Below are 23,530 nucleotides of genomic sequence, written 5' to 3'. Positions count from 1 at the left end.
CGGCGCGGGCCGGGGCGGGGGCCGGGGTGCCGGGGGCCGGGAGGTTCCCCCGGTGTCCGCTGCCCCCTCCGGAGGGCGGGTCAGCCCCGCGGGTACCGGGTCAGCCAGGCGGTGGAGGGCGCGGCCGGGCCGTGGAGGGCCGGGCCCTGGGTCATCTCCAGGGCGAAGTCGTCGGCGAGTTCCAGGAGCGTGGCGCGGCCTTCGAGGCCGGCGAGCCAGGCCGCCGGGAGGGCCGTCTCGCCGTGCTGGGCGCCGAGCAGGGAGCCGCACAGGACGCCGGTGGCAGCGGAGTCGCCGCCGTGGTTCACGGCGAGGCGCAGGCCGTGTGCCACGTTCTCGGCGACGAGGGCGCAGTACACGGCGATGGCCAGGACCTCTTCGGCGTGGCGGCCGTGGCCGGGGGACAGGCCCTCGATGGTCTGCGGGGACGGGACGCCCGTGGTGACGGCGCCGAGCGCGCGCTGCAGGGCGTCCGTGACGGGCTGGTGGCCGGGGCGGACACCGAGCAGGCCCAGGGCGCGCTGGACGGCCGCGTCGAGGGATTCGCCGCGGGTCAGGCCGTGGACGATGACGGCGTGGGCGCCGGCCGCCAGGTACGCGGTGGGGTGTCCGTGACTCTGCGCGGCGCACTCGACGGCGAGTTGGAGGACCAGGGCAGGCTCCCAGCCGACCAGGAGCCCGAAGGGCGCGGAACGGGTGGCGGCCGCCGGGTCCAGGGCGGCCGGGTTCTTCGGCTGGGCGAGCGTGCCGAGGACTCCGTCGGCGAAGCCGGTCAGGGAGGAGCGGTCGGGGGAGCGGCGTACGTAGAGCCACTCCTCCTGCGCGAGCCAGCCGTTGTCCTCGCGGCGCTCGTCGGGGCCCCATTCGTGCTGGGTGAGGGCCCAGCGGAGGTACGCGCGGTGCACGTCGGTCGGCGGGTGCCAGGCGCCGGTGTCCCGGCGCACGTGGGCCCGTATCAGGCCGTCCACGGTGAACAGGCCGAGCTGGGTGGCGGCGGTGACCTCGGCGCGGGGGGCCGGCTCGGTCAGGCCCGCCGGGCCGTGGGCCTCGAGGAGCTCGGCGAGGGAGAGGGCGGCGGCGGGTGCGCCGAGGGCGTCGCCGATGGCGGAGCCGAGGAGTGTTCCTCTGACGCGGCTACGGAAGTCCTGCTGCTCGGTGCGGCCCCAGAGGCCGGTGGTGACGGCGGCACGGCCGCCGAGGGTGCCGCCGGTGGGTGTGGGGGCGGGCGTGGGGGCAGGTGCGGGTGCCGGTGTCGGTGCGGATGCAGGTGCCGGTGCCGGTGCCGATGCAGGTGTCGGCTGGAGGGGCTGGGCTGCCCCGGGCCTGCTCTGTTGCTCCCCGGACGTTTCCGTCGCCGTGTCCATTGTGATCCCCCCGGACTCCCGCGCGTGCTCTGGCGGGCACTGTAGTGGACAGTACCGATCGGGTCCGGAAGTAGTCGGTCATGCGGGCGGTATGGGGTCGGGGAACGGCTGGATTCCGCCGGTGCCCTTCATCGCGCGGCCGGTCGGTGGCGCCGCCACGGGGGGCTTGGTGCGCAGCCCCGGTGGGCGGGTGCGGGTGGTCGTCCCTGCGGGGCGAAGTCCCCTACCCGCCCTTCCACCATCCCCCAGACTCCGTCCGGGGGGACCCCCAGCAGGGCTCCGCCCGGACCCGCGCCTCAAACGCCGGCGAGGCTGAGGATGCCCCCGGGCTCCGCCCGGACCCCTGGGGCTCCGCCCCGGACCCCGGTCCTCAAGCGCCGGACGGCTGAAAGGGTCCCGGACCCCTGCAGCGGCGCCGCACGCGGCAGCGGGTCCGGGCGCAGCCCGGGGAACGGGCGAAGGGCGGGTAGGGGACCTCGCCCCGCAGGGCCGACCCAGCCGCACCCGCCCCCCGGCCGCAGCGGCAGGCATGCCACCGGCCCCGCCGCGGCCCCAGGGGGCGGCGGAGAGGGCGGTGCCCGGGAGGGACCTGCCGGGCTGCGTTCCCGCGCCGGCCAGGCGGGTGGCACGTTTTGACACTTGCCTTGCACCCGGTCGGTTTCGGCCATGCCGTGTTCACGTGGAGTTATTCGGAGGCCAAGAGTCTCGGGGGCATGAAGAAGGCACTGCTCGCCGCGACCGTCGTCGCCTCCACGCTCACCGTCGCCATCGTCGCGGCCCCCGTCGCCTCCGCCTCCGGGTGGGACCTCCCCTGGGGCGGCCGGCACCACGGCAACTCCTCCATCCCCTTCACCGAGGCCACCGTCACCGCCGGTGCCGACGGCGCGTACACCCTGAAGTGGAACGCCAAGGGCACCAAGCGCGTGGAGATCAAGGCGAACGGCAAGGTCGTCGCCAAGGGCGGCGCCCAGGGCGAGGCCGTGGTCGGCGGGCTGCCCGCCGCCGACCGGCAGTGGTTCGACTTCGAGCCCGAGCGCGGCGAGGGCCTGCGCCTGGCCGACCGGCTGATCAAGCTGGACGGCACCACCAACTTCCGTGACGCGGGCGGCTACCGCACCACGAACGGCCAGTGGGTCAAGATGGGCGAGATCTACCGCTCCGACGCCCTCAACAAGCTCACCGAGAACGACCTCGCCAAGCTCCAGCGCCTGCGCGTCAAGACGGTCTTCGACCTCCGCATGGAGAGCGAGCGCACCACGGACGTGGACAGGGTCCCGGCCGGTGCGAAGTACGTCGTCGCCGACGTCTTCGCGGGCTCCGGCTCCTTCCAGGTCATGCCCAAGACCCCCGACGAGGCCGTCAAGGCCATGGTCGACGCCGAGCGGGCCATGGTCAGCGGCGAGGGCGGCAAGAAGGCCTACACGCAGGTCTTTGAAGGCATCGAGCGCGACCGCGACCGCTCCGTCCTGTTCCACTGCACCGCGGGCAAGGACCGTACGGGCTGGGCGAACGCCTCCCTGCTGACCGCCCTCGGCGTGCCGAGCGAGACCGTGATGGCCGACTACCTGGCCAGCAACGACTACCGCAAGGCCGCCAACGACGCGATCCTCTCGCACCTGCCGGCCTCGCACGCCGCCGTCTACAAGCCGCTGCTCGACGTGCGCCCCGAGTACCTCAACGCCGGGTACGACGAGGTCCAGTCGAAGTTCGGCAGCTTCGACAACTACCTCAAGACCGGCCTCGGCATCGACGGCCACGAGCTGAAGCAGCTCAAGAAGGACCTCCTGGTCGGCTGATCGATCCCATCGATCCCATCGGGCCGATCAGCCTGATCAGCCCCCGGCGTGCGGGCCCCGCCGGGCTGTCCCCCTGGCAGGGCCCGCACGCGTTCGCGGGGCCGGTCGGCCGTCCGTCCGGTCGGCCGGTCGGCCGGTCAGTCCAGGACCGGCAGCAGTTGCGGCAGGTGGCCGTCCGAGGCGCGGGCCGCGGCCTGGCGTTCCTCCGGGACCTCGCCGTAGAGGGTCGTACGGGCCTTCGCGGGCCGGCCGGCCGCCTCGGCGACGGCGATCAGGTCCTGGACGGACTTGTACGAGCCGTAACTGGAGCCGGCCATCCGGGAGATGGTCTCCTCCATCAGGGTCCCGCCCAGGTCGTTCGCGCCCGAGCGCAGCATCTCCGCCGCGCCCTCCGAGCCCAGCTTCACCCAGCTGGTCTGGATGTTGGTGATGTGCGGGTGGAGCAGGATGCGGGCCATGGCCGTCACCGCGCGGTTGTCGCGCACCGTCGGGCCGGGCCGGGCGATGCCCGCCAGGTAGACGGGGGCGTTGGTGTGGATGAAGGGCAGCGTCACGAACTCCGTGAAGCCCTCCACCCCCTTCGCGTGCGCGTCCTGCTGCATGCGCGCCAGCGTGCGGAAGTGGCCCAGCCAGTGCCGGGGCTGGTCCACGTGGCCGTACATCATGGTGGAGGAGGAGCGGATGCCGAGCTCGTGCGCCGTGGAGACCACGTCGATCCAGTCCGCCGTCGGCAGCTTGCCCTTGGTGAGGACCCAGCGGACCTCGTCGTCCAGGATCTCCGCCGCCGTGCCCGGGATCGAGTCGAGACCGGCCTCCTTGGCCGCCGTCAGCCAGTCCCGTACCGACATCCCCGTGCGCGTCGCCCCGTTGACTACCTCCATCGGGGAGAAGGCGTGCACGTGCATGCCCGGCACGCGCTCCTTCACCGCCCGCGCGATGTCGAAGTAGGCCGTCCCGGGCAGGTCCGGGTGGATGCCGCCCTGCATGCACACCTCGACCGCGCCCACGTCCCAGGCCTGGGCGGCCCGGTCGGCGACCTGGTCGAGGGAGAGGGTGTACGCGTCCGCGTCCGTGCGGCGCTGCGCGAAGGCGCAGAAGCGGCAGCCGGTGTAACAGACGTTGGTGAAGTTGATGTTGCGGGTCACGATGTACGTGACGTCCTCGCCCACCACCGACTTGCGCAGGTCGTCCGCGATCCGGCACAGCGCGTCCAGCGCCGGGCCGTCCGCGTGCAGCAGGGCGAGCGCCTGCTCGTCGGTGAGCTTCGTCGGGTCGTCGGCGGCCTGCGCGAGCGCCCCCCGTACGTCGGTGTCGATGCGCTCGGGATCGGGGACCATGCCGGGGGCCGCGGCCTCGCGCAGGGCCTCCCAGTCGCCGTAGACCTCGTCGAAGTCGTCGCGGCGGTCGCCGGTACGGCCCTGCGTGTCGATGGTGGCGTGCAGGTCGGTGCGGCCGTAGGCGGTGAAGCCCTCGTCGGGCTCCTGCCACGGCCGGCCCTCGACGGTCGCGGACTCGTCCGCGAGCCCGCTCTGCGGGTCGGCCAGCGCCCGTACGTGCGGCAGCAGCCGCGGGTCCAGCCAGGGTTCGCCGCGCTGGAGGAACTCCGGGTAGATGGTGAGGCGTTCGCGGAGCGTGAAGCCGGCGGCCGCGGTGCGTTCGGCGAGCTCCTCGATGTGCGGCCAGGGGCGCTCGGGGTTCACGTGGTCGGGGGTGAGCGGGGAGACGCCGCCCCAGTCGTCGATGCCGGCGCCGATGAGCAGCGCGTACTCGGAGTCGACCAGGTTCGGCGGGGCCTGGATGCGGGCGCTCGGGCCGAGGATGTGGCGGGCCACGGCGATGGCCGCCGCGAGCTCCTCCAGCTCCGCGTCGGGCATGCCGCGCATGGCCGTGTCGGGCTTGGCCCGGAAGTTCTGGACGATGACTTCCTGGATGCCGTGGTAGCTGCGCTGGATGCGGCGCAGCTCGAAGAAGGCGTCCGCGCGCTCCCCGTAGGACTCGCCGATGCCGATCAGCACCCCGGTGGTGAAGGGGACGTTCGAGCGGCCCGCGTCCTCCAGGACGCGCAGCCGGACGGCCGGGTCCTTGTCGGGGGAGCCGTAATGGGGGCCGCCGGGCTCCGACCACAGCCGGGTGGCGGTGGTCTCCAGCATCATGCCCATGGAGGGGGCGACGGGCTTCAGGCGCTGCAGGTCCGACCAGGACAGCACGCCGGGGTTGAGGTGCGGGAGGAGGCCGGTCTCCTCCAGGACGCGGATGGCCATGGCGCGCACGTAGGCGAGGGTGTCGTCGTACCCGTGCGCGTCGAGCCACTCGCGGGCCTCGGGCCAGCGGTCCTCGGGCCGGTCGCCGAGCGTGAACAGGGCTTCCTTGCAGCCCATGGCCGCGCCCTTGCGGGCTATGTCGAGGACCTCGTCGGGGGAGAGGTACATTCCCCCAAACTTCGTTCGGGGGGACCCCCGGTGGCCGTCGCGGCGGAGCTTGCCCGGGACCGTGACGAAGGTGCAGTAGTGGCACTTGTCGCGGCACAGGCGGGTGAGGGGGATGAAGACCTTGCGCGAGTACGTGATGACGCCGGGCCGGCCGGCGGCTTCGAGTCCGGAGTCCCGCACCCGGGCGGCGGAGGCGGCGAGGTCCTTCAGGTCCTCGCCGCGTGCCTGCAGGAGCACGGCCGCCTCGGTCGCGTCGAGCGCGACGCCGTCGCGGGCGCGGCGGAGCGCGCGGCGCATCGAGTTCTCGGTCGGAGCGTCACTCGGAGTGGTCATGGCCCGAGCATACGATCCGCTCGCGCGGGCACGGAGGGGCTCATCGCATCAGCTCCCCGGCGTTGACCAGCAGGGACTGGCCGGTTATCGCCCGTGCGCGGTCGGAGGCGAGGAAGGCGGCGGCGTCGGCGACGTCCCCGTCGGTGGCCAGGTCCGGGAGCGCCATGCGGTCGGTGAGGCGGGCGTGCACCTCGGCTTCGGGGATTCCTTCGGTGTGCGCGGTGAAGGTGACGAAGGCCTGGACCGGGGGACCCCACATCCAGCCGGGGAGCACGGTGTTCACGCGGATGCGGTGCGGGCCGAGCTCGCGGGCCATGGAGTACATGGCGGAGGTCAGCGCGCCCTTGGAGGCGGCGTAGGCGGCCTGCTGCACCTCGTTGGGGGAGGCGATGGCGGACTGGGTGCCGATGATGACGACGGAGCCGCCGGCGCGCTTCAGCGCGGGCAGGCAGGCGCGGGTCATGCGGAGGGTGCCGAGCAGGTTGACGTCGAGGATCTGCTGCCAGGTGCCGAAGTCGGCGTCCTCCAAGCCCCCGAAGTACGAGTCCCAGGCGGCGACGTGCACGACGGCGTCGACGCCGCCGAACCGTTGTTGGGCGAGGGCGGCGAGGGCCTCGCACTGGCGCTCGTCGGAGATGTCGGTCGGCAGGTACGCGGTGTGCGTGCCGTCGGGGTCGATCTCGGCGGCGGCCTTGGCGAGGTTGGCCTCGGTCCGTGCCCCGAGCACGGCGTTGCCGCCGTCGCGGACGACGGTGGCGGCGACCTGGTGGCCGAGGCCGGCGCCTACGCCGGAGACGATGACGGTCTTGCCCTGCAGCAGTAGCGGCGACATGGTGCGGCCTCCCGACGGCCCGATTCATCTGACGGGGCGTCAGGCTACGGCGCGGGGCGCGGGGAGGGAAGGGGTGGGGTGGGGTCGGTCGCCTGGCGCGCGGCGCCGTTGCCGGGGACCGGTCCCCGGGCCCCTGCGCCTCAAACGACGGCGGGGCTGGGGGTGGCCTTGGTCGGTGGTGGCTGCGGGTGGGGGTCGGTGCCGGGGTCGGGGTGGGGTGTCGGCCTGGACTGCATGATTTAGGCGCCCTCTGTTCGGCTCCGACAGGGCGCGGCTTGCTTCTGCGCCACAAATCACGCTTTACGTCCAGGCCGACACCCCACCCCGCCCCCGTCCCCGCCCCCGCCGAGCCTCCGACCCCGACCGGGGGGAACGTCCGACCCCGATCGGGGGGGGAAGGGTCTGACCTCGGCCGGGGGGAAGGTCCGACCCCGATCGGGGGGAAGGTCCGACCTCGGCCGGGGGGAACGTCCCGTCCCGCCCGGGTCCGAGCGTTCCGTCCCGCCCTGGGGTCCGAGTGCTCTGTCCTCCCGCCCGGGGGGCCGGGTGTTCCCTCCTGGTTGGGGGTTCGAGTGTTCCGTCCCGGCTGGGGTCGAGTGTTTCGTCCGGGCTGGGGGCTGAGTGTTTCGTCCCGGCCGGGGTTTGATCTTTTAGCCGTCCGGCGTTTGAGGACCGGGGTCTGGGGCGGAGCCCCAGGGGGTCCGGGCGCAGCCCGGGGCCCCGTTCCTTTCAGCCCGTCCGGCGTTTGAGGACCAGGTCAGGGCCGGCTCTGGGAACGGTGGAAGGGCGGGTAGGGGACTCCGCCCCGCAGGGCCGACCCAGCCGCAGGGTCGGCCGGGCCCCCGGGCAGGAGGGTGGCGGGGCAGCCGGGCAGCGGCAGCCCGGGGGGAGGAGGCCGCGCAGGCGGCCCCCCGGCTACGGGGCCAGGCGGCGTAGGCCCTGCTCGATTTCCGTCGGGGTGTGCGTCGTGAACGACAGGCGCAGGGTTCGGGGGTCCGGGGCCCCGGCGAAGAAGGGGGCCCCGGGGACGAAGGCGACGCCCCGGGAGGTTGCCGCGCGGAGCAGGGGCATCGCGTCGTGCCCCTCGGGCAGGCGGGCCCAGACGAACATGCCGCCCTCCGGCCGGTTCCACGTGGAGCCGGCCGGCAGCGCGGCGGCCAGGCCCGCCAACAGGGCATCACGCCGGATCCGGTACGCATCGCGGACCCGCTCCACGTGCGCGTCCAGATCCACCGCCCGCAGATACTCCGCCGCCGCCAGCTGGTCCACCGTCGAGGTGTGCAGGTCCGCCGCCTGCTTCGCGAGCACCGCCCCGCGCAGCAGCTCGGCCGGGGCGCGCAGCCAGCCGAGCCGGAGGCCGGGGGCCATCACCTTCGAGAAGCTGCCGAGGAGCGCGGTGCGGTCCTCGGCCCCCGGGTGCGCGGCGAGCCAGGGCAGTTCGCGGCCCTCGTAGCGGAGGTCTCCGTACGGGTCGTCCTCCAGCAGCCACAGTCCGAGCCGGGCCGCGAGCGAGGCGATCTCCGCGCGGCGGGCGGCGGGGAGGGTGCGGCCGGTCGGGTTCTGGAAGGTGGGAATCGTGTAGAGGAGTTTGGGGCGTTCGCGGGCGACGAGTTCCGCCAGTGCGTCCGGGAGGATGCCCTCGTCGTCGCAGGGGACGGGGATGACGCGTGCACCGGCGAGATGGAATCCCTGGAGCGCCGCCAGGTAGGTGGGGTCCTCGACGAGCACCGCGTCGCCCGGTTCTATCAGCGCGGTCGTGAGCAGGTTGAGCCCCTGCTGGGAGCCGGTGGTGATCAGTACGTCGTCGCCGGTGGTCGCGAGTCCCCGCCGGTCGATCCGGGCCGCCACCGCCGCCCGCAGTTCGGGGGCGCCCTCGGTGGTCGAGTACTGGAGGGCGCGGCGGGCGGACCGTGCGAAGGCGGCTTCGTACGCGGCCCGCAGGCCCTCGGTGTCGAAGAGTTCGGGCGCGGGCAGGCCGCCGGCGAAGGAGATCATGCCGGGCTGGGCGGTGACGGCGAGGATCTCGCGCACGGCGGAGGGGGCGGTCGTACGGATCCGGGCGGCGAAGGGCGGCGGAGCGGTGGAGGTGGGCGCTGAGGCGGGCACGGGGTCTCCTTCGGGAGGCGGGTGCGCGCATCGTAGCGGCGAGTAGGTGTAGATGGCAGCTATGTATCGGATGCTGAACGGCCGCCAGGGGCTCCCCATCTGACGTCGCATCAGCTAGACCGTGTTCCATGACAGCAGACGAGCGGAACACCCGGGCCGACGACTACGCCGAGCTCGCCTCGGTCGGCCCCTACGGAGTCCACCCCGGCCATGCGCTGATCACCATGGTCGAACCGCACCCGGGCCACGAGTTCGCGTACAACCGCTGGTACGAGGACGACCACTACTACGCCGGCGCCATGGCCATGCCCTGGATGTACGCGGGCCGCCGCTGGGTCGCCACCCGCGAGCTCCAGGAGCTGCGCTACCCGGAGAAGTCGGCCGTGGCGCAGCCCGTGACCGCCGGGTGCTACATCTCCACGTACTGGGTCACCGAGGGCCGCTACGACGAGCACATGAAGTGGACCGTCGGCATCAACAAGCGCCTCAACCGCGACGGCCGGGTCTACCAGGACCGCACCCACGTCTTCACCGCGTTCCAGGACCACGAGGCCACCGTCTACCGGGACGGCGCCGCCGGCCCCCGCGACTTCCACGCCCTCGACCACCCGTACGGCGGGCTCGTCGTCCAGGTCATCGACGCCGAGGGCCCGGAGCAGCGGGCCGAACTGCTGGAGTGGCTGCGCTCGCGCGCCCTGCCGAAGCGGCTGGCCGGTTCACCGGCCGCGATGGTCACGGTCTTCCGGCCGACGCCGCTGCCCGGGGACCGGATGACGTACGTCAAGCAGGTGGAGGGGGTCGATACCCGGCTGACCCTGCTGTGGTTCGTGGAGGCCGACCCGCGCAGCTGCTGGGACCGGTTCCAGGGGCTGGACGCGGAGGTCGCGGAGTCGGGGCTGGGGCGGGTGGAGCTGGTGGCGCCCTTCATCCCGACGGTGCCGGGGACGGACCGGTACTTCGACCAGCTGAGGTAGGTCGAGGAGCGTCCGTCGAGGGGCGTCCGTCGAGGGGGGTCGGACATGGCCGAGCCCCCTCGGCAGGCGACGGCGGGCCGGTCGAGAGGGCTCCAGTCAGTGGTGCAGGTGATGCTGGTTGTGCAGGTGGTTCTTGTGGTGCTGGTCGTGCTGTGGAGCGGGTGGCGCTTGTCGTGTGACGGCGGGTCGGGAGGGTCGCCTCGACGTTCAGGCGAGGCGTCCCAGGCGGCCCTCGGTCACCTCGGTGACGAACGAGGTCCAGGAGCCGGGCGCGAAGGTGAGGGACGGACCGTCCTGCGCCTTCGAGTCGCGGACCGCGATGGCTTCCATGGCGGGGGACTTGACCTCGACGCAGGCGCCGTTGGCGGAGTACGAGGACTTGGTCCAGTTTTCCGTTGCACCTTGACGAATAGCCATGTTTCTCTCCGGTTCAGCGAGTGGTTCCGGTGTCATGTCGGCCATTGCTCCGGCTGACGTGATCGACGCTACCCGCAGCTCCCCTTGCACGAAGGGGGCGTTCACCCGACCGAGTGGCATATTCCATTTAGGTCTTCTGCCATCGGGGAGTGACGGTGTACCGTACCGGCCTTTTCGCCGGAACCCATTACCCCTTGCCCGCGAAGTCCTCGATGATCTGCGCGATGAACTGCCTCGTCTGGTCCACGTTGTGGGCCTGTGCACGCAGATGTTCGTACATCACGCTGTATTTCTGGACGTCGTTGGCCTTTTCCAGGTACAGGTCGCTCGTCACGCCTTCGATGTAGACCACCGTCGAGTCCGAGGCGTCCGGGAATTCCAGAATGGCGTACTGGCCGTTCACGCCCGGGTGGGCTCCCACCGAGAAGGGCATCACCTGGACCGTGACGTGCGGCTTCTCCGACTGCTCTATCAGGAACTCGAGCTGGCGGATCATGAGCTGCGCATCGCCCACGTGCCGCCGCAGGGCGGCCTCGTCGATCACCGCCCACAGGCGCAGCGGACCGATCTCGGGATTGCTGTTCTCGGTCTCGTGCAGCCGCTTCTGGCGGTGCATCCGGACCTGGACGCGCTTCTCCACGTCGACGGGAGCCGTCTCCGGCCACGCGCCGCGGACGAGCGACTGGGCGTACTCCGGGGTCTGGAGCAGGCCCGGGATCACCAGGGGTTCGTAGGTGCGCAGGCTGGCGGCGTCCGTTTCCAGGCCGATGTAGACGCTGTACGGGATGTCGCCGAAGGCGTGCCACCAGCCCTGCTGGCGGGAATCCTTGGCCATCTGCATGAGGGAGTCGACGAGTCGCCTGTCCTCGACCTCGTAGACGTCGCACAGGTCGCGGACGTCGCGCTGGCTGATGGAACGGCGGCCGTTCTCCAGCCGGCTGATCTTCGACTGGGAGACGAGCAGGCGTTCCGCGACCTGCTCGGCCGTCATGCCTTTGTCCTCGCGCAGTTTGCGCAACTCCATGCCCAGTCGGCGGCGTCGGACGGTGGGATTGACATTGGACGCCACGTGAACGGCACCTCCGCCTTCTTCTCGTGCTGTCTCTCTGCGTGTCTGATGGTGAGCAGACTGCCACCGAAGCGTGTGACCTCGCTGGGGAACGGCCCGGAAAAGCAAACGCGCGGGGCGGCGGGGCCGGCGTACCGGCCTCGCCACCCCGCGCGCTGGCGGCTTTCCGGGCCGGGTCCTGGGGACGCCGGCCACGGTGATGGCGTTACGTGTGGTGCGGTCCTGCGGTCCTGCGGATGGTGCCTGTGTGTGCCGCCTGTGGTGCGCGTGATGCCTGTGGTGCGTGTGCTGCGGTGGTGCCGGTCCTGCTGCCCTGCTGTGCTGCCCTTTGCTGCCCGTGCTGCGTGCCCCGCTGGTGGATCAGTGCGCGGCCGCGCGGGCCATCGCACCGGTCCGGCGCGGCTGCAGCGGAACGGCTGCCGCCGTTGCCCTTGCGGGCTGGGCCGGTGCCCGGTCACGGCGCGGCTGTGCGGCCACGCCGTTCTGGACGTCCATGACGGCGTGCGCCACCAGTCCGCCCATCGGGTCGTGCCGGATCAGGTCCCGGAGTCGGGACCTGGACGACCGCCCCTCGTTGCCGGGGTACAGGTGCTTGCCGAGTCCGACCGCGTGGGCCAGTGCGGCAAGCGCCGCGGTCCGCGGGTCCGGCGGTACACCGGTGCGGATCGCACTGTCCAGCCGGCCACGGATCTCCCGGCTGATCGCTGTGTCGGTCGCTTGGTAGCGAACCGTCGGCAGCACCCCGCACATCTGGCCCGCGACGGCATGAACCATGCCGCAACGCTCCAGGTGAGCGAGGTAAATCTGACGGAGCCCCAGTCGGGGTCCGCCGATCCAGTGGACCGCCCGAACCGGGCTGCCGCGCCTGCGCAGCAGTTCCAGTGCGGAGTCCAGAGTCGGATCTCCTGTCGGCCGTGGCATCACCACGGCGATACGATCCCCATCAGGGGCTATCCGTCCTGCCAGAGCCAGCTCCACTAGCTGTGCCCCGGCCAGGCCGAGGTCGAGCGACTGCGGCTGCGCCGTGGTACCCGTGGCCGGGTCCAAGGCGAGCAGCAAAAGCTCCTCCGGAATCGTTCTGCGGCTCTTGCCCATCCATGCCTCCCCGCGTGGATGAGTGACAGGGTGACGCCTCTCACATTCATCTGTCGAGAGTGCCTGGCCGCTTTGTGGGGGAACCGTCAGCTATGTCGTTCTCGTCTAGCACGGGGGCGATGCCCCCTAGACGGGACACTGTTAGACATTCGGACAGCCGGACGTGAAGGCGATCGAGGAGGAACTGGTGGCGGGCGAGTCCCCCGACAAGTCGGTTGATGAAGGAACGTCGGGGACGACGGAGTCGTCCGAGGGGCGTGATCCGAGGGCGTCGCTGTTCCGCCCGAGGGACTCGGAGGACGGGTCCGCGGACCGCGATCCACTGCGGGACGCGGTGGCCGCATGGGTGTCCACGGCGGAGCCCTCGCCCTCCGAGGATGAGCCGTCCGACGCGCCGGCCGCGCCGGGCGCGGAGACCGAGGTCTTCAAGGCCCTCCCCGCGGCTGCCGCTGCCGCTGCCGCTGCCGCTGCGGATGCCAAGGGTTCGGCTCCTGGTTCGAGTTCGGCGTCGGATTCCGCTTCGGGGTCCGGGGGCGGCGAGTCCGCTGGCGCGGGCTCGGTCGAGAGCGAGCGCACGGCGGTGTTCCGCACCGTGACGCCCCCGGCTGCCAAGTCCCCTACGTCCACCCCGGCCGTCCCTGACGCCGATTCCGATTCCGCTTCCGGGCGCGGGGGTTCCTCGAGCGCCTCGGGTGCTCGGGCTGCCGCCGCTCCCGTCGATGGTGGGAGCACGGCCTCGTCCCGTACCGCGACACCTCCGGCAGCCGCCGCCCAGTCGGCACCTTCGGGTTCCGCTTCTGGGGCCGGCTCATCGGCTGCGCCCGCGGGTGGCGACCGTACGACCGCCTTCCGCGCCGTGACCCCTCCGGCCGACACGGACCGCTCCGCGGGCTCCGCCCCGGGCGATTCCGCGGCTGCCACCGGGTCGGCGGGGAGCGACCGCACGGCCTCGTTCCGTACGGCGACCCCTCCGTCCGGTACGGGCCTGCCCGCAGATTCCGCTTCCGCTTCCGCTTCCGGCTCCGACCGGGCGCGCGGCGCCTCGGGCCCGGTCGACAGCGAGCGCACCGCGGTGTTCCGTACGGTCACGCCGCCCCCGGCCGCCCCCGGCCGCCCGACGGGTTCCGCTTCGACACGATCCGGCGAACCGACGACCACCCCCACCGACCCCACCGACAGCGACCGCACGGCCGTCTTCCGCATGCCGGGCACCCCGACTTCCGACGCGCCGCCCTCCGGCACCCCGGCCTCGGGCACTCCGTCCTCCGGTACCCCGTCCTCCAGTACCTCGGCCTCCGGCACTCCGTCCTCCGGTACCCCGGCTTCGGGCGCTCCGGCTTCGGCCGGGTGGGCCTCCGGTACCCCGGCTTCGGGCACCCCGACCTCGGCCGCGTCGTCTTCCGGCACCGCGGCTTCGGGCACCCCGGGTTCGGCTGCGCCGTCCTCCGGCAGTCCGGCTTCGGGTGGGTCGGCCTCCGGTACCCCGGCTTCGGGCACCTCGGCTTCGGCCGCGTCGTCTTCCGGCACCGCGGCTTCGGGTACCTCGGCCTTCGGCGCCGCGACTTCGGGCACCCGGGGTTCGGCTGCGCCGTCCTCCGGCAGTCCGGCTTCGGGCGCGTCGGCCTCCGGCACCCAGGCCTCCGGCACCCAGGCCTCGGGTACCTCGACCTCGGGCCAGGCCTCGGGCACCCGTGGCCCTTCGGCCGCTTCGGCGGCGCCGGGCAGTCCGGCCACGCCGGGCAACCAGGCGACCCCGGGCAACCCGGCCTCTTCGGGTACTGCGGCCTCTTCGGGCCCCCGGGGCTCCGCCAGCCCCCCGTCTCCTTCGGCGGCCCCGGGTGCCTCGGGCAACCTGACGGCTCCGGGGGCCAGGCCTTCTACGAGCACCCCGGGCAACCAGCCGACCTCGGGTGGCCAGGTACCTCCGGGCGCCCCGGCGGCTCCGGCACCCCGGGCCTCCGCGAGCGCCCCGGGCAGCCAGGTGCCCCCGGGCGGCCAGGTGCCCCCGGGTGCCCCGGCCGCTTCGGGAACCCGGGCCCCCTCGGGCGCCCCGGGCAACCGGGGGACTTCGGGCGGCCAGACGCCTCCGCGGGCCCCGGCCGGCTCCGGTGACCCGCGTACCCCCGGTGGCTCCGGCTCCGGTGAGCCCTCCGACAGTGAGCGGACCGCCGTGTTCCGGGCGGTCAAGCCCGGCTCCGGTGCAGGGTCCGCTCCGGGTGGCCAGGCGGAGGACAGCGAGCGGACGGCTGTGTTCCGGGCGGTCAAGCCGCCGGCTCCGGCCGCCCCGGCCGACGGCGAGCCCGCCGACAGCGAGCGGACCGCCGTGTTCCGGGCCATCAAGCCCGGCACCGCCCAGCCGGGCGCGGCGAACCCCGGCACGGCCCGGCAGGGCAACGGCACCGCCCAGCCGGGCTCGGCCAACCCGGGCGCGGCGAACCCCGGCACGGCCCGGCAGGGCAACGGCACCGCCCAGCCGGGCTCGGCCAACCCGGGCGCGGCGAACCCCGGCACCGCCCGGCAGGGCAACGGCACCGCCAACCCCGGCCCCGCCCGGCAGGGCAACAGCACCTTCGTACCGCTGCGGAGCGACGACGTACCCGCGCGGCCCACCCCGGGCGCGCCCCCGGCCCCCGGTGCTCCGAGGACCGCGGCCGGCCCGGCCCAGGCTCCGGCTCCGGGGCGGACTCCGGTACCCGGCGGGGTACGGCCCCCCGCGCCGTACGAGTCCCCCGAGCGGACCACGCAGCAGCCGCTGCCGCCCAAGCCGCCGCTCGACATGCTGGCGGACCTCACCAACAACCCGCCCCCGCCGCCCAGCGCGGCCCGCACCGCCCTGCGCCGGTTCAAGATCTACGCGCCGGTCCTCGTGCTCCTCGCGGTGATCCTCGCCGTCGTCCAGCTCGTGCGCCCGCTGCCCGCGCCGACGCTGAAGGTGACCGCGAACACCTCGTACACCTTCGAGGGCGGCGCCCCGAACCTGCCGTGGCCGAAGGAGGGCCAGGCCTACATGGCCGCGGCCGGCCTCGGCACCGTCGGGTCCTTCGGCGAGCAGAAGCCCGTGGCGATCGGCAGCGTGGCCAAGGCCATGACCGCCTACGTCATCCTCAAGGACTTCCCCATGAAGAAGGGGGAGGAGGGCGAGATGATCCCCGTCGACAAGCAGGCGGTCGAGGACGGCAAGAAGGAGACCGAGGGCGAGTCCACGGTCAACAACCTGAGGGAGGGCGGCAAGATCTCGCAGAAGGACGCCCTCTCCGCGATCATGATCCCGTCCGCCAACAACGTCGCGCGACTGCTCGCGCGCTGGGACGGCGGGCAGGAGGCGTTCGTCCGGAAGATGAACGACACCGCCAAGGAACTCGGCATGACCAACACCACGTACACGGACCCCTCGGGTCTGGACGCGACCACGGTCAGCACCGCCGAGGACCAGGTCAAGCTCGGCCTCAAGATCGTCGAGATGCCGGAGCTGATCGCGATCACGAGGCAGCCGTCGTGGACCGACGCCTCGGGCAAGAAGTGGCGGAACTACAACGACCTGGTTCCGTACAACGGCTCGCTCGGGATCAAGACCGGCTCCACCACCAAGGCCGGCGGCAACCTGCTCTTCGCCGCCCACAAGGAGGTCGGCAAGACCGACCAGCTGATCGTCGGCGCGGTCCTCGGCCAGCACGGCGTGCCGATCCTCGGCACCGCGATCGAGGCGAGCAAGGACGTCATGATCGCCACGCAGAAGATGCTCAAGTCCGTGCGCGTCATCAAGAAGGGTGCGGTCGTCGGCTACGTGGACGACGGACTCGGCACCCGGGTCCCGGTCGTGGCCACCGCCGACGTGGAAGCGGTCGGCTGGCCGACCCTCACCATCTCCACCAAGCTGGCGGACGGCGCCGGCCAGCTCCCGCAGACCGCCAAGGCGGGCTCGGAGATCGGCATGCTGACCGTCGGCGAGGGCGCGAGCCAGGTGAAGGTGCCGGTGGCGCTGCAGAGCGACCTCACCGCACCCGGCATCGGCAAGAAGCTGACGCGCGTCGGCTGAGGCGCGGTCCGCGGCGCCGGCTGAGCCGACGCCGCGCACGAGCGCGGAGCGGGGTCCGGCGCCCCGGGGCAACCCGGAGGCGCCGGACCGCGTCTACGAACCGAGGGACGCACCCGAGGTGACCGGAGTGGGGAGTACGTCGGCGTGACCACCGCTGAGCGGCAGGAACAGGGCCAGGACCAGGGCCACCAGGGCCGGGATCAAGGCCAGGGTCAGGGCCGCGGCCGGGGCCCGGTCCGGGACGAGTCCCCGAGCCGAGCCGCCGAAGCCCCTGAGGCCCCCGAGGCCCCCGAGGCCCCCGGAGCCCCGAGCCCGCAGGCCGGCCCCGGGCCGGTCCGCGGTGCCCTCCTCCGTGTCCCCCTCCGTGCCCTCGACCGGGCCCGCCGGCACCCCGTGGCCGTGGCCACCGCGCTGGCCGGGCTGCTGCACGTGATCTGGTTCTTCGCCGTGGCCAACAGCGGCGGCGACCTCGCCGCGCAGGACGCCTGGGCCGAGTTCGTGGGCCGCCATCCCGACTCCGCGTACAACCTCGCCTGGTACGGCGGCATGCACCCGGTCTCGTACAGCGTGGTCTCGCCCTACGTGATGCACGTGCTCGGCGTCCGCACCACGATGATGATCGCCGGTACGGTCTCGGCCGGGCTGCTCGCGATGATCCTGACCCGCTGCCGGGGCGCCGTCCGCGAGCCGCTGTGGCCCGCCCTGGCCGGGGTGTACGGGCTGCTGTGCAACGCCGTGTCGGGCCGCGTGACCTTCGGTCTCGGCGCGATGTTCGCCCTCGGGGCCGTCGCCGCCGTCTTCTGCTGGCCCCGCAAATGGGCCGAGCGGCGCTGGGCGAAGGCCGCCGTCGCGGCTCCGCTCGCGGCGATCGCCACCGCCTCCAGCCCGGTCGCCGGACTGTTCCTCGGGGTGATCGCGGCCGCGCTGTTCCTGAACGGCCGGCGCCCGGGCGCGTACGCGCTGGGCCTGGCCCCGGCGGCGGTGGTCGGGCTGTCCGCCTGGCTGTTCCCCTTCTCGGGGACCCAGCCGATGAAGCTGATCTCGGCGGCGCTGCCGCTCGCGTGCGCGCTGGCCGCGCTGTTCCTCGTACCGAAGAGCTGGAAATCGGTGCGGACCGCGTCCGCGATCTACGCCCTCGGGGTGGCGCTGACCTGGGCGATCGACTCCCAGGTCGGCTCGAACGTGACCCGCCTCGCGATGCTGTTCGGCGCGGTGGTGCTGCTCGCGGCCCTCCCGTACGAGGCTCCGCGCACGCGCCGCTGGTACGGGCTGCTCCTCGCCCTCACCGGCGTGACCGCCTGGATCACCGTCAACAGCGTCACCGACATCGTCCGCACCACCCCGCTGGCCTCCTGGAGCCGGGAGCTGGCCCCGCTCGTGGACCAGCTCCAGAAGGCGGGCGCCGACCGGGGCCGCGTCGAGGTGGTCCCGGCCAGCAGCCACCGCGAGTCCTCCGCCTTCCCCGCGTACGTGAACCTCGCGCGCGGCTGGAACCGGCAGGCCGACCTGGAGCGCAACCCGGTCTTCTACGACGACACCCTAACGCCCGACAGCTACCGCGAGTGGCTGGAGCGCTGGGCCGTGCACTACGTGGTGCTGCCCGCCGACAAACCCGACGAGGGCGGGCGGGACGAGGCGAAGCTGGTGCGCGAGGGGCTCCCGTACCTCCAGCAGGTGTGGGGCGACGCGAACTGGCAGCTCTTCAAGGTCACGGACCCGACGAACCTGGTCGCCGGCCCCGCGACGGTGGTGCGGGCCAGCGCCGACCAGCTGGTCATCGACGTGAAGCAGGCCGGCCGGGTGATGGTGCGCATCCCGCACTCCCCGTGGCTGGGCCTGGTGGACGGCGCGGGCAAGCCGGTGGAGCCGCCGCAGGAGACGGAGGCCTCGAAGGCCGCCGGGAAGGCCGTACCGAAGGGTGGGGTCGCCCTGCCCAAGGTCTTCGCGAACACGGCGGGGTGCCTGTTCAAGGCGCCCTCGGACGGCACCGGGGACGAGTGGACGGAACTGCTGGCCCCGGCACCGGGGGAGTACCGGATCGCGGCGAAGTACCAGCTCCCGCGGGGCACCCCGTGCCCGGACGAGCTGCTCTACGAAGTACTGGGGCCGCCGGAGCTCCCGGAACCGCCGCGTCCTTGATCGACCGTCCTTGATCCACCATTCTTTACGTCCGGTCCGGGTGCGTTGGACCCTTTATATGCATACGATCCCAGTAGTCCGATTGGGTGCCCCGAGTCTTTTTAGGGAGTGACGACGGGATGAGCAAAGAGCAGAAGCAGGACTTCCAGGCGGCTGTCGCGAAGGCCGCGGAAGCGACCAACCTGCCCCGCGCCGTGCAACACGCGCACGGCTTCTCCGGTCCGGTCCGGAGCAAGATCAAGGGCGGAGCGCACACGAAGGCGGAACTCAAGCGGGCCGGGACCCCGCAGGGCGACCGCATCGGCGAGCGCAGCAGAGGCCTCAGCTGACGGCGGGGCCGAGTCCGCCCCCGCCTCCCCCGGTCGTGAAGTCATGATGTCGTGACATAGCGGATGTGATGACGACGACGATGCGGCCCTTCCGGCTCCGGCCGGGAGGGCCTTTCTCTCTCTTCCTCTCTCCCTTAACGGCTTCGCGGGGAGGTGTCCGGCCGGCTGTTACGTTGCCGACGGACGACCCGTACATGACCCTCGTAACGTCGTGGTCGTCGCCACCGCAGGTGACGCCGACCCGAGGGAAACACTCATGCGCGCCACTGTCCGTACCGCCGCCGCCGTGGCGCTCGCCACCCTCACCGCGTGCGGGACGCTCACGGCGTGCGGCACTGGCGGCGGGTCCCGCACCTCCGCCGGGCTGCCGCCGGACCCCGAGGTGGGCAGCACGGCGGCCCCCGCCCCCGCGGGCGAGGCCGCGCCCGCCCTCCCGGGGTCGAAGCCGACCGGGATGAAGATCGCCGCGGCGGGCGTGGACGCGAAGAAGATGGTCGACCTCGCGGTGGACCCGGCCACGGGCGAGCTCGGCGTGCCGGACGCGGACACCGACGCGGACAACCCGGGCTGGTGGACCCAGGGCGTGACCCCGGGCGAGAAGGGGGCGGCCGTCCTCGTCGCGCACTTCGACACGAAGTACGGGCCCGCGGTGATGAAGAACGTCAAGAAGATCAAGCTCGGCGACCTGATCGAGGTGCCGCGCGCGGACGGGAAGACGGCCAGGTTCAAGATCCGCGAGATCGAGGACGTCGACAAGAAGGACTTCCCGACCGACAAGGTCTACGGGGACACCAATCGCCCCGAGCTGCGCCTGCTGACCTGCGGCGGCGAGATCAAGAACGGCCACCGCACGAACAACGTGATCCTCTACGCCGACCTGCTGGCCTGATCCCGCGCCGGCGAGGCCCGTAGCTGCGTGGGCGCCGCGGGCCCCGAGCCGTAGTCGGGCGTCCGATCGTCCGCGAGTTTCCACGCGCCGTCCGCGGCACGCTTGAACGTCAGCGTGTGGGGGAGGACGTACGAGGTGTGCGTGATCGCGTCCCCCTCCTGGATGTCGGCGAAGTACAGGCGGGTTTCTTCCTCGACCGCAAGCGTCGCGGTATCTCCTCGGACCGTGCTCTTGCCCGAAGTGACGGTCACTTCCGCGTGACTGAACCCGCTCCCGCGCTCTTCCAGCGCCCGGGCGTTGTCCTGCAGAGCGGCGATCTCGCCTCCGAGCTCGTCGGCCGCCTGCGCGGTCAGCGCAAGAGGCGCCGCGTCGCCCACGCCCTGGGATCGCGAGAGGGTGACGGCGTCGGCCCGGCGCTGGAGGTAGGTGTCGGCGATCTGCGCCAGGTGCCCCTTCTCCGCGGCCGGCAACTCGGTCCCCGCCGCCTGCGAGGTGGACGGGGCCGTGCCGAGCGCGAGCGAGGCCAGCGTCAGTGTCACGGCGCCGACAGCGCGTACGGAAACTCCGGTTCTACGCAAAAGGTCCCCCCCGGGATGCATCGAACGATCCATCAGAGTTGTACGGCCACTCATGCCTCGGCGACGAACCATTTCGATCACCTGTCCGGTAACCGTGCCGATGTGGCCGGTTGTACGTACCCAGGCCAACCGGCCGATTCCCTCCAGAACCGGCGCCGCCGGGGTTGCGCCCCGCGTCGTGATGGAGATCGGGGACGCCAAAGGCCCCCAGCCAAGATCGGCTGGGGGCCTCTGCACGTGTGCCCTCGGCAGGATTCGAACCTGCGACACCCGCTTTAGGAGAGCGGTGCTCTATCCCCTGAGCTACGAAGGCGGGCCTTGCGTGAAACGTGGCTGAATACTCTGCGTGAGAGTCCGGCTCGCCTCGGCAAGGTCCTGGGCTGCCACAAGGGCAGCCCAGGGACAGGGTAGCGGATCAGTGGGGGGCTCTGCGGCTCAGTTCTTGGGGGACGGGGTGAGGCCTTCTGCGGTCTCGGCGTCCGCGTCGGCGTAGGTGGGGTCTTCTCGGTAGCGGGCTGCGCTCGTGGCGTTCTGGGCGAGGAGGAAGCCGAGGATGACCAGGCTCTGGGCGTCGGCACCGAAGGCGATCATGCGGCGGTTCCAGAGGGAGCGGTCGAGCTGGGAGAAGCCGGACTCGGTGTCCTCGCGGCCGCCGTAGAGGTGTTGGTGGGTGGCGGTGTTGCCGGGGATCTGGAGGAGGTGCTCGGCGCGGTGGAAACCGGTCTCGGTGTCGCTCTGGCCGTCTTCGCGTTCGCCGGGGGTGGTGGTGATGGAGACGGGCTCGCGGTGCTCGTGGGCGCCGCGGGGGCAGGGGACGGCGATCAGGTGGTACCAGCGGTGGGTGTTCGGGCTGGCCCGGCGCTGGAGCTTGAGGATGGGCAGGGGCAGCAGTTTGGTGGTGCCGGTGTCGAGGAAGACGCGTTCGTGGGCACGGCCTTGCTGTGACCACAGCTCGTGGCGGCACAGGCCGTAGTCGAGGGTCCGCAGGTAGCGGGGTCGGGCGCCTTTGTGCTGCTTGTTGATGAGGAGGCGTCCGCGGCGGGCGATGACGTCACGGTGCATGCCGCGGAAGGCTCCGTCGTACAGGACACCGAGGCAGCCGTCCGCAGCGTCGAGGATGGCGCAGGCGGGTTCGAGGGCGACTGCGGCTTCGCCGCCCTCGGTGTTGCGGGGGACGTGGGCGTAGCGCAGGAAGACGCGGCGGAAGTAGCCGCGGTGGCGGGTGGAGAAGACTACGAACTTGCTGCCCAGGACCAGGGCGGTGCCATCGTCGGTCCCAGACGACGGGTTTTCCTCGTCGTCTCTGTTCCCGCCGCCTTCCTTCTGCCAGGAGGAGGCGGGGTCGACGCGATGACGGCGCCGTACTCCGTCCTTTTCGGTGTAGGGGACGGTGGCGAGGGTGGGTGATTTGGCGACGGTGCCGTCGCCGGCGATGAGCTGGTGGCGTTCGGGGCGGGACCAAGCGCGGCGCGCTTCGGGCGGCAGGAGACCCTGGCTCAGGGCCTGGGCAAGAGCGAGGTCGGCGAAGGTTTCCGAGAGTTCTTCGCGCCGGGGGATGAGCAGGGTCTTCTGGGCGTGCTGCCACTGGTGACGGGTGGGCCCCTGATCGGGAAGGCGGGCGGCCTCGTCGTGGCCGAGATGGTGTGCGACGCCCTGTCGAATCTGGTTCCAGACGTCCGCGTCGTTCAGCTCGGCGGCGCAGTAGCGGGCGGACCCGTGGACGCCGCGCAGGGCCAGGAAGAGGAGGTAGACGTACGGGGGGAAGGCGGGCGGGCGGCCTCCGCGTCCGCTGCCGGGAGCGTCGAGGACGGAGGCGAGCCGGTAGATGTCCTCGAAGACGGCGACGTCCTTGATGCGGCGGGAGACGGTGCGAATGTCGGATTCCAGGGCCCGGCGTGCGGCCTTCTTGCGGACGGTGCGCGGGGCGGGGTCACCGAAGAGGTCATCGGGCATCGCGGCCGGCCTCCCTTTCTGCGGTCGGGGTCTGCCAGTGGTGCCCGATGAGGGCGGCGGTGCTGTCCAGGGAGGCCAGGCCGAGATGACGCGCGGCAGCCTCGATGCGGCCGGTGCGGGTGAAGGTCTCCCAGCCGGCGTACGCGGTCACGGAAGCGGGGCGCACGCTCCTGTCGGCGCCGAGTCCGATCCGTTTGAGGAGGTCCCGGAGCGCGACACACACCCTCGCCTGGACCTGTTCGTCGGAGCCTGCCTGGGCGGAGACCGCGAGGGGGCTGCGACCGGCTGTGGCGGTGTTCTCCAAGTGCCGGGTACGGGCGACGAGTACGCGCATGCCCCAGGCATCCAGAGGACACCATCGCGGTAGCGTCTTCGTCGAGCCGTGCATCCACACCCGGTGCCCGGTGACATCGAGGTCGGCGGGGCGGACGTGCCCGATCTCTCCGCTGAATCCGCCGGCCAGGGCGAGGGCCGCCGCGGCGGCGTGCCGGGTGGGACGGTCGACGTACTCGGCAGCGCGGCGGATCGCGATGGCCTCGTCGTCGTTCAGCGGGCGGGTGCCGCCCTTCACCCGTGGCGGCAGTTCGATGCCCCAGGTCGGGTCGGTTTCGGTGAGGTGGAGCTCGCGGGCGGTGGTGAAGCACATCCGCAGGACGCTGCGCCGCAGGTAGCGGGTGGCGAGGGCGGCCGGTGCGACGTGTCCGTGCCGGGTGCGGCCGTGGGCATCGATGAATCCGGCTGCAACGGACTGGGCGATGCCGCCGAACTTCGACACGCCGTGAGCGGCGGCGAAGTGCTCGAAGCGGTGGAGGAGCTGGACGAAGCGGCCGAAGGACTGCTTCGACATCTCACCCCTGACAACCAACTCCTCCCAGACGGCCAGGACCTGGGCGAAGCCGTCGGAGAGGGGGACCTCACCCGCCATGGGGTACCGCCTGAGCGGCGCATGGGACGGAAACTGGGGTTTCGGACACGAGGGGACCTCCACGCGGTTGGTGCGAACATGCACCACAGTGTGAAAGGGTCGGTCGGTCCGCAACAGGAGGGTGCCGTAGGAGTGAGCGCTACGGCCGTGCGACTGACGGACTGATGTGCTGTCAGGGAACTGGTCGTACTGGCTTGGTTCGCATGCGTACTGGTTCCTCTCGGTGGCTGGGTGTCATGCTGGTCGGCAAGGGGTGGATGGCGAGG

The 23,530-nt window shown here is 72.4% G+C and carries 17 protein-coding genes and 1 tRNA gene; 6 read left to right on the top strand and 12 right to left on the bottom strand.

Translation table 11 applies throughout. From position 1 onward, the window contains the following. Positions 1-80: 80 nt before the first annotated feature. Positions 81-1,364, bottom strand: a complete 1,284-nt coding sequence (locus ACODT5_RS34550; protein WP_422523019.1) for an ADP-ribosylglycohydrolase family protein — start codon at positions 1,362-1,364, stop codon at positions 81-83. Positions 1,365-2,077: 713 nt separating this feature from the next. On the opposite strand from ACODT5_RS34550, the gene ACODT5_RS34545 reads away from it, so the two are divergent. Continuing rightward, on the top strand, positions 2,078-3,160 hold the full coding sequence (locus tag ACODT5_RS34545) for a tyrosine-protein phosphatase (protein ID WP_422523018.1): 1,083 nt from the start codon (positions 2,078-2,080) through the stop codon (positions 3,158-3,160). Positions 3,161-3,297: 137 nt separating this feature from the next. On the opposite strand, the gene ACODT5_RS34540 is transcribed toward ACODT5_RS34545, so the two are convergent. From ACODT5_RS34540 to ACODT5_RS34530, 3 genes are all read right to left on the bottom strand, one after another. After that, positions 3,298-5,922, bottom strand: coding sequence for a bifunctional FO biosynthesis protein CofGH (locus ACODT5_RS34540; protein ID WP_422523017.1), 2,625 nt, complete (start codon positions 5,920-5,922; stop codon positions 3,298-3,300). Positions 5,923-5,962: 40 nt separating this feature from the next. Beyond that, the gene (locus ACODT5_RS34535) at positions 5,963-6,754 is read right to left on the bottom strand and encodes an SDR family oxidoreductase (protein ID WP_422523016.1); all 792 of its coding nucleotides are present in this window, start codon (positions 6,752-6,754) and stop codon (positions 5,963-5,965) included. A 915-nt stretch (positions 6,755-7,669) separates the two neighbouring features. Further along, positions 7,670-8,860, bottom strand: a complete 1,191-nt coding sequence (locus ACODT5_RS34530) for an aminotransferase-like domain-containing protein (protein WP_422523015.1) — start codon at positions 8,858-8,860, stop codon at positions 7,670-7,672. A 128-nt stretch (positions 8,861-8,988) separates the two neighbouring features. Between ACODT5_RS34530 and ACODT5_RS34525 the strand changes: the two genes are divergently transcribed. After that, the gene (locus ACODT5_RS34525) at positions 8,989-9,834 is read left to right on the top strand and encodes a hypothetical protein (protein ID WP_422523014.1); all 846 of its coding nucleotides are present in this window, start codon (positions 8,989-8,991) and stop codon (positions 9,832-9,834) included. A 207-nt stretch (positions 9,835-10,041) separates the two neighbouring features. On the opposite strand, the gene ACODT5_RS34520 is transcribed toward ACODT5_RS34525, so the two are convergent. The 4 genes from ACODT5_RS34520 to ACODT5_RS34505 all read right to left on the bottom strand — a co-directional run bounded on the left by ACODT5_RS34520 (position 10,042) and on the right by ACODT5_RS34505 (position 14,266). Continuing rightward, positions 10,042-10,251, bottom strand: a complete 210-nt coding sequence (locus ACODT5_RS34520; RefSeq protein ID WP_422523013.1) for a DUF397 domain-containing protein — start codon at positions 10,249-10,251, stop codon at positions 10,042-10,044. 187 nt (positions 10,252-10,438) lie between these two features. Next, positions 10,439-11,320 (bottom strand): helix-turn-helix domain-containing protein, encoded by an 882-nt coding sequence (locus ACODT5_RS34515; RefSeq protein ID WP_266878421.1) that lies wholly within the window; start codon positions 11,318-11,320, stop codon positions 10,439-10,441. 360 nt (positions 11,321-11,680) lie between these two features. Continuing rightward, positions 11,681-12,415, bottom strand: coding sequence for a GOLPH3/VPS74 family protein (locus ACODT5_RS34510; RefSeq protein ID WP_243341876.1), 735 nt, complete (start codon positions 12,413-12,415; stop codon positions 11,681-11,683). A gap of 141 nt (positions 12,416-12,556) precedes the next feature. Further along, a complete protein-coding gene (locus ACODT5_RS34505; RefSeq protein WP_422523012.1) occupies positions 12,557-14,266 on the bottom strand; it encodes a hypothetical protein in 1,710 nt (569 codons plus the stop codon). 319 nt (positions 14,267-14,585) lie between these two features. On the opposite strand from ACODT5_RS34505, the gene ACODT5_RS34500 reads away from it, so the two are divergent. From ACODT5_RS34500 to ACODT5_RS34485, 4 genes are all read left to right on the top strand, one after another. Further along, a complete protein-coding gene (locus ACODT5_RS34500; protein ID WP_422523011.1) occupies positions 14,586-16,451 on the top strand; it encodes a D-alanyl-D-alanine carboxypeptidase family protein in 1,866 nt (621 codons plus the stop codon). A gap of 144 nt (positions 16,452-16,595) precedes the next feature. Beyond that, on the top strand, positions 16,596-18,590 hold the full coding sequence (locus tag ACODT5_RS34495) for an MFS transporter (protein ID WP_422523010.1): 1,995 nt from the start codon (positions 16,596-16,598) through the stop codon (positions 18,588-18,590). A gap of 119 nt (positions 18,591-18,709) precedes the next feature. After that, positions 18,710-18,919: a hypothetical protein gene (locus tag ACODT5_RS34490; protein ID WP_422523009.1), complete on the top strand. Its 210-nt coding sequence runs from the start codon at positions 18,710-18,712 to the stop codon at positions 18,917-18,919. Positions 18,920-19,175: 256 nt separating this feature from the next. Beyond that, positions 19,176-19,808: a sortase domain-containing protein gene (locus tag ACODT5_RS34485; protein ID WP_422523008.1), complete on the top strand. Its 633-nt coding sequence runs from the start codon at positions 19,176-19,178 to the stop codon at positions 19,806-19,808. Here ACODT5_RS34485 and ACODT5_RS34480 read toward each other — a convergent pair. The 4 genes from ACODT5_RS34480 to ACODT5_RS34465 all read right to left on the bottom strand — a co-directional run bounded on the left by ACODT5_RS34480 (position 19,787) and on the right by ACODT5_RS34465 (position 23,264). Beyond that, a complete protein-coding gene (locus ACODT5_RS34480; RefSeq protein WP_422523007.1) occupies positions 19,787-20,347 on the bottom strand; it encodes a hypothetical protein in 561 nt (186 codons plus the stop codon). The two genes, ACODT5_RS34485 and ACODT5_RS34480, sit on opposite strands and share 22 nt — an antisense overlap. Before the next feature lie 279 nt (positions 20,348-20,626). Next, a tRNA-Arg gene (locus tag ACODT5_RS34475) sits at positions 20,627-20,699 on the bottom strand. A 122-nt stretch (positions 20,700-20,821) separates the two neighbouring features. Further along, a complete protein-coding gene (locus ACODT5_RS34470; protein ID WP_422523006.1) occupies positions 20,822-22,339 on the bottom strand; it encodes a hypothetical protein in 1,518 nt (505 codons plus the stop codon). Beyond that, positions 22,329-23,264 carry a hypothetical protein gene (locus ACODT5_RS34465; RefSeq protein ID WP_422523005.1) on the bottom strand — a complete coding sequence of 312 codons (936 nt, stop codon included), beginning with the start codon at positions 23,262-23,264 and terminating at the stop codon, positions 22,329-22,331. The genes ACODT5_RS34470 and ACODT5_RS34465 overlap by 11 nt, the downstream gene beginning before the upstream one ends. Between the last annotated feature and the right edge of the window lie 266 nt (positions 23,265-23,530).

Source organism: Streptomyces tatrensis, assembly GCF_049310065.1.
Classification (GTDB): Bacteria; Actinomycetota; Actinomycetes; order Streptomycetales; family Streptomycetaceae; genus Streptomyces.
Note: the sequence above shows the minus strand (reverse complement) of the source record. Positions and strands in the feature narration are given on the sequence as shown.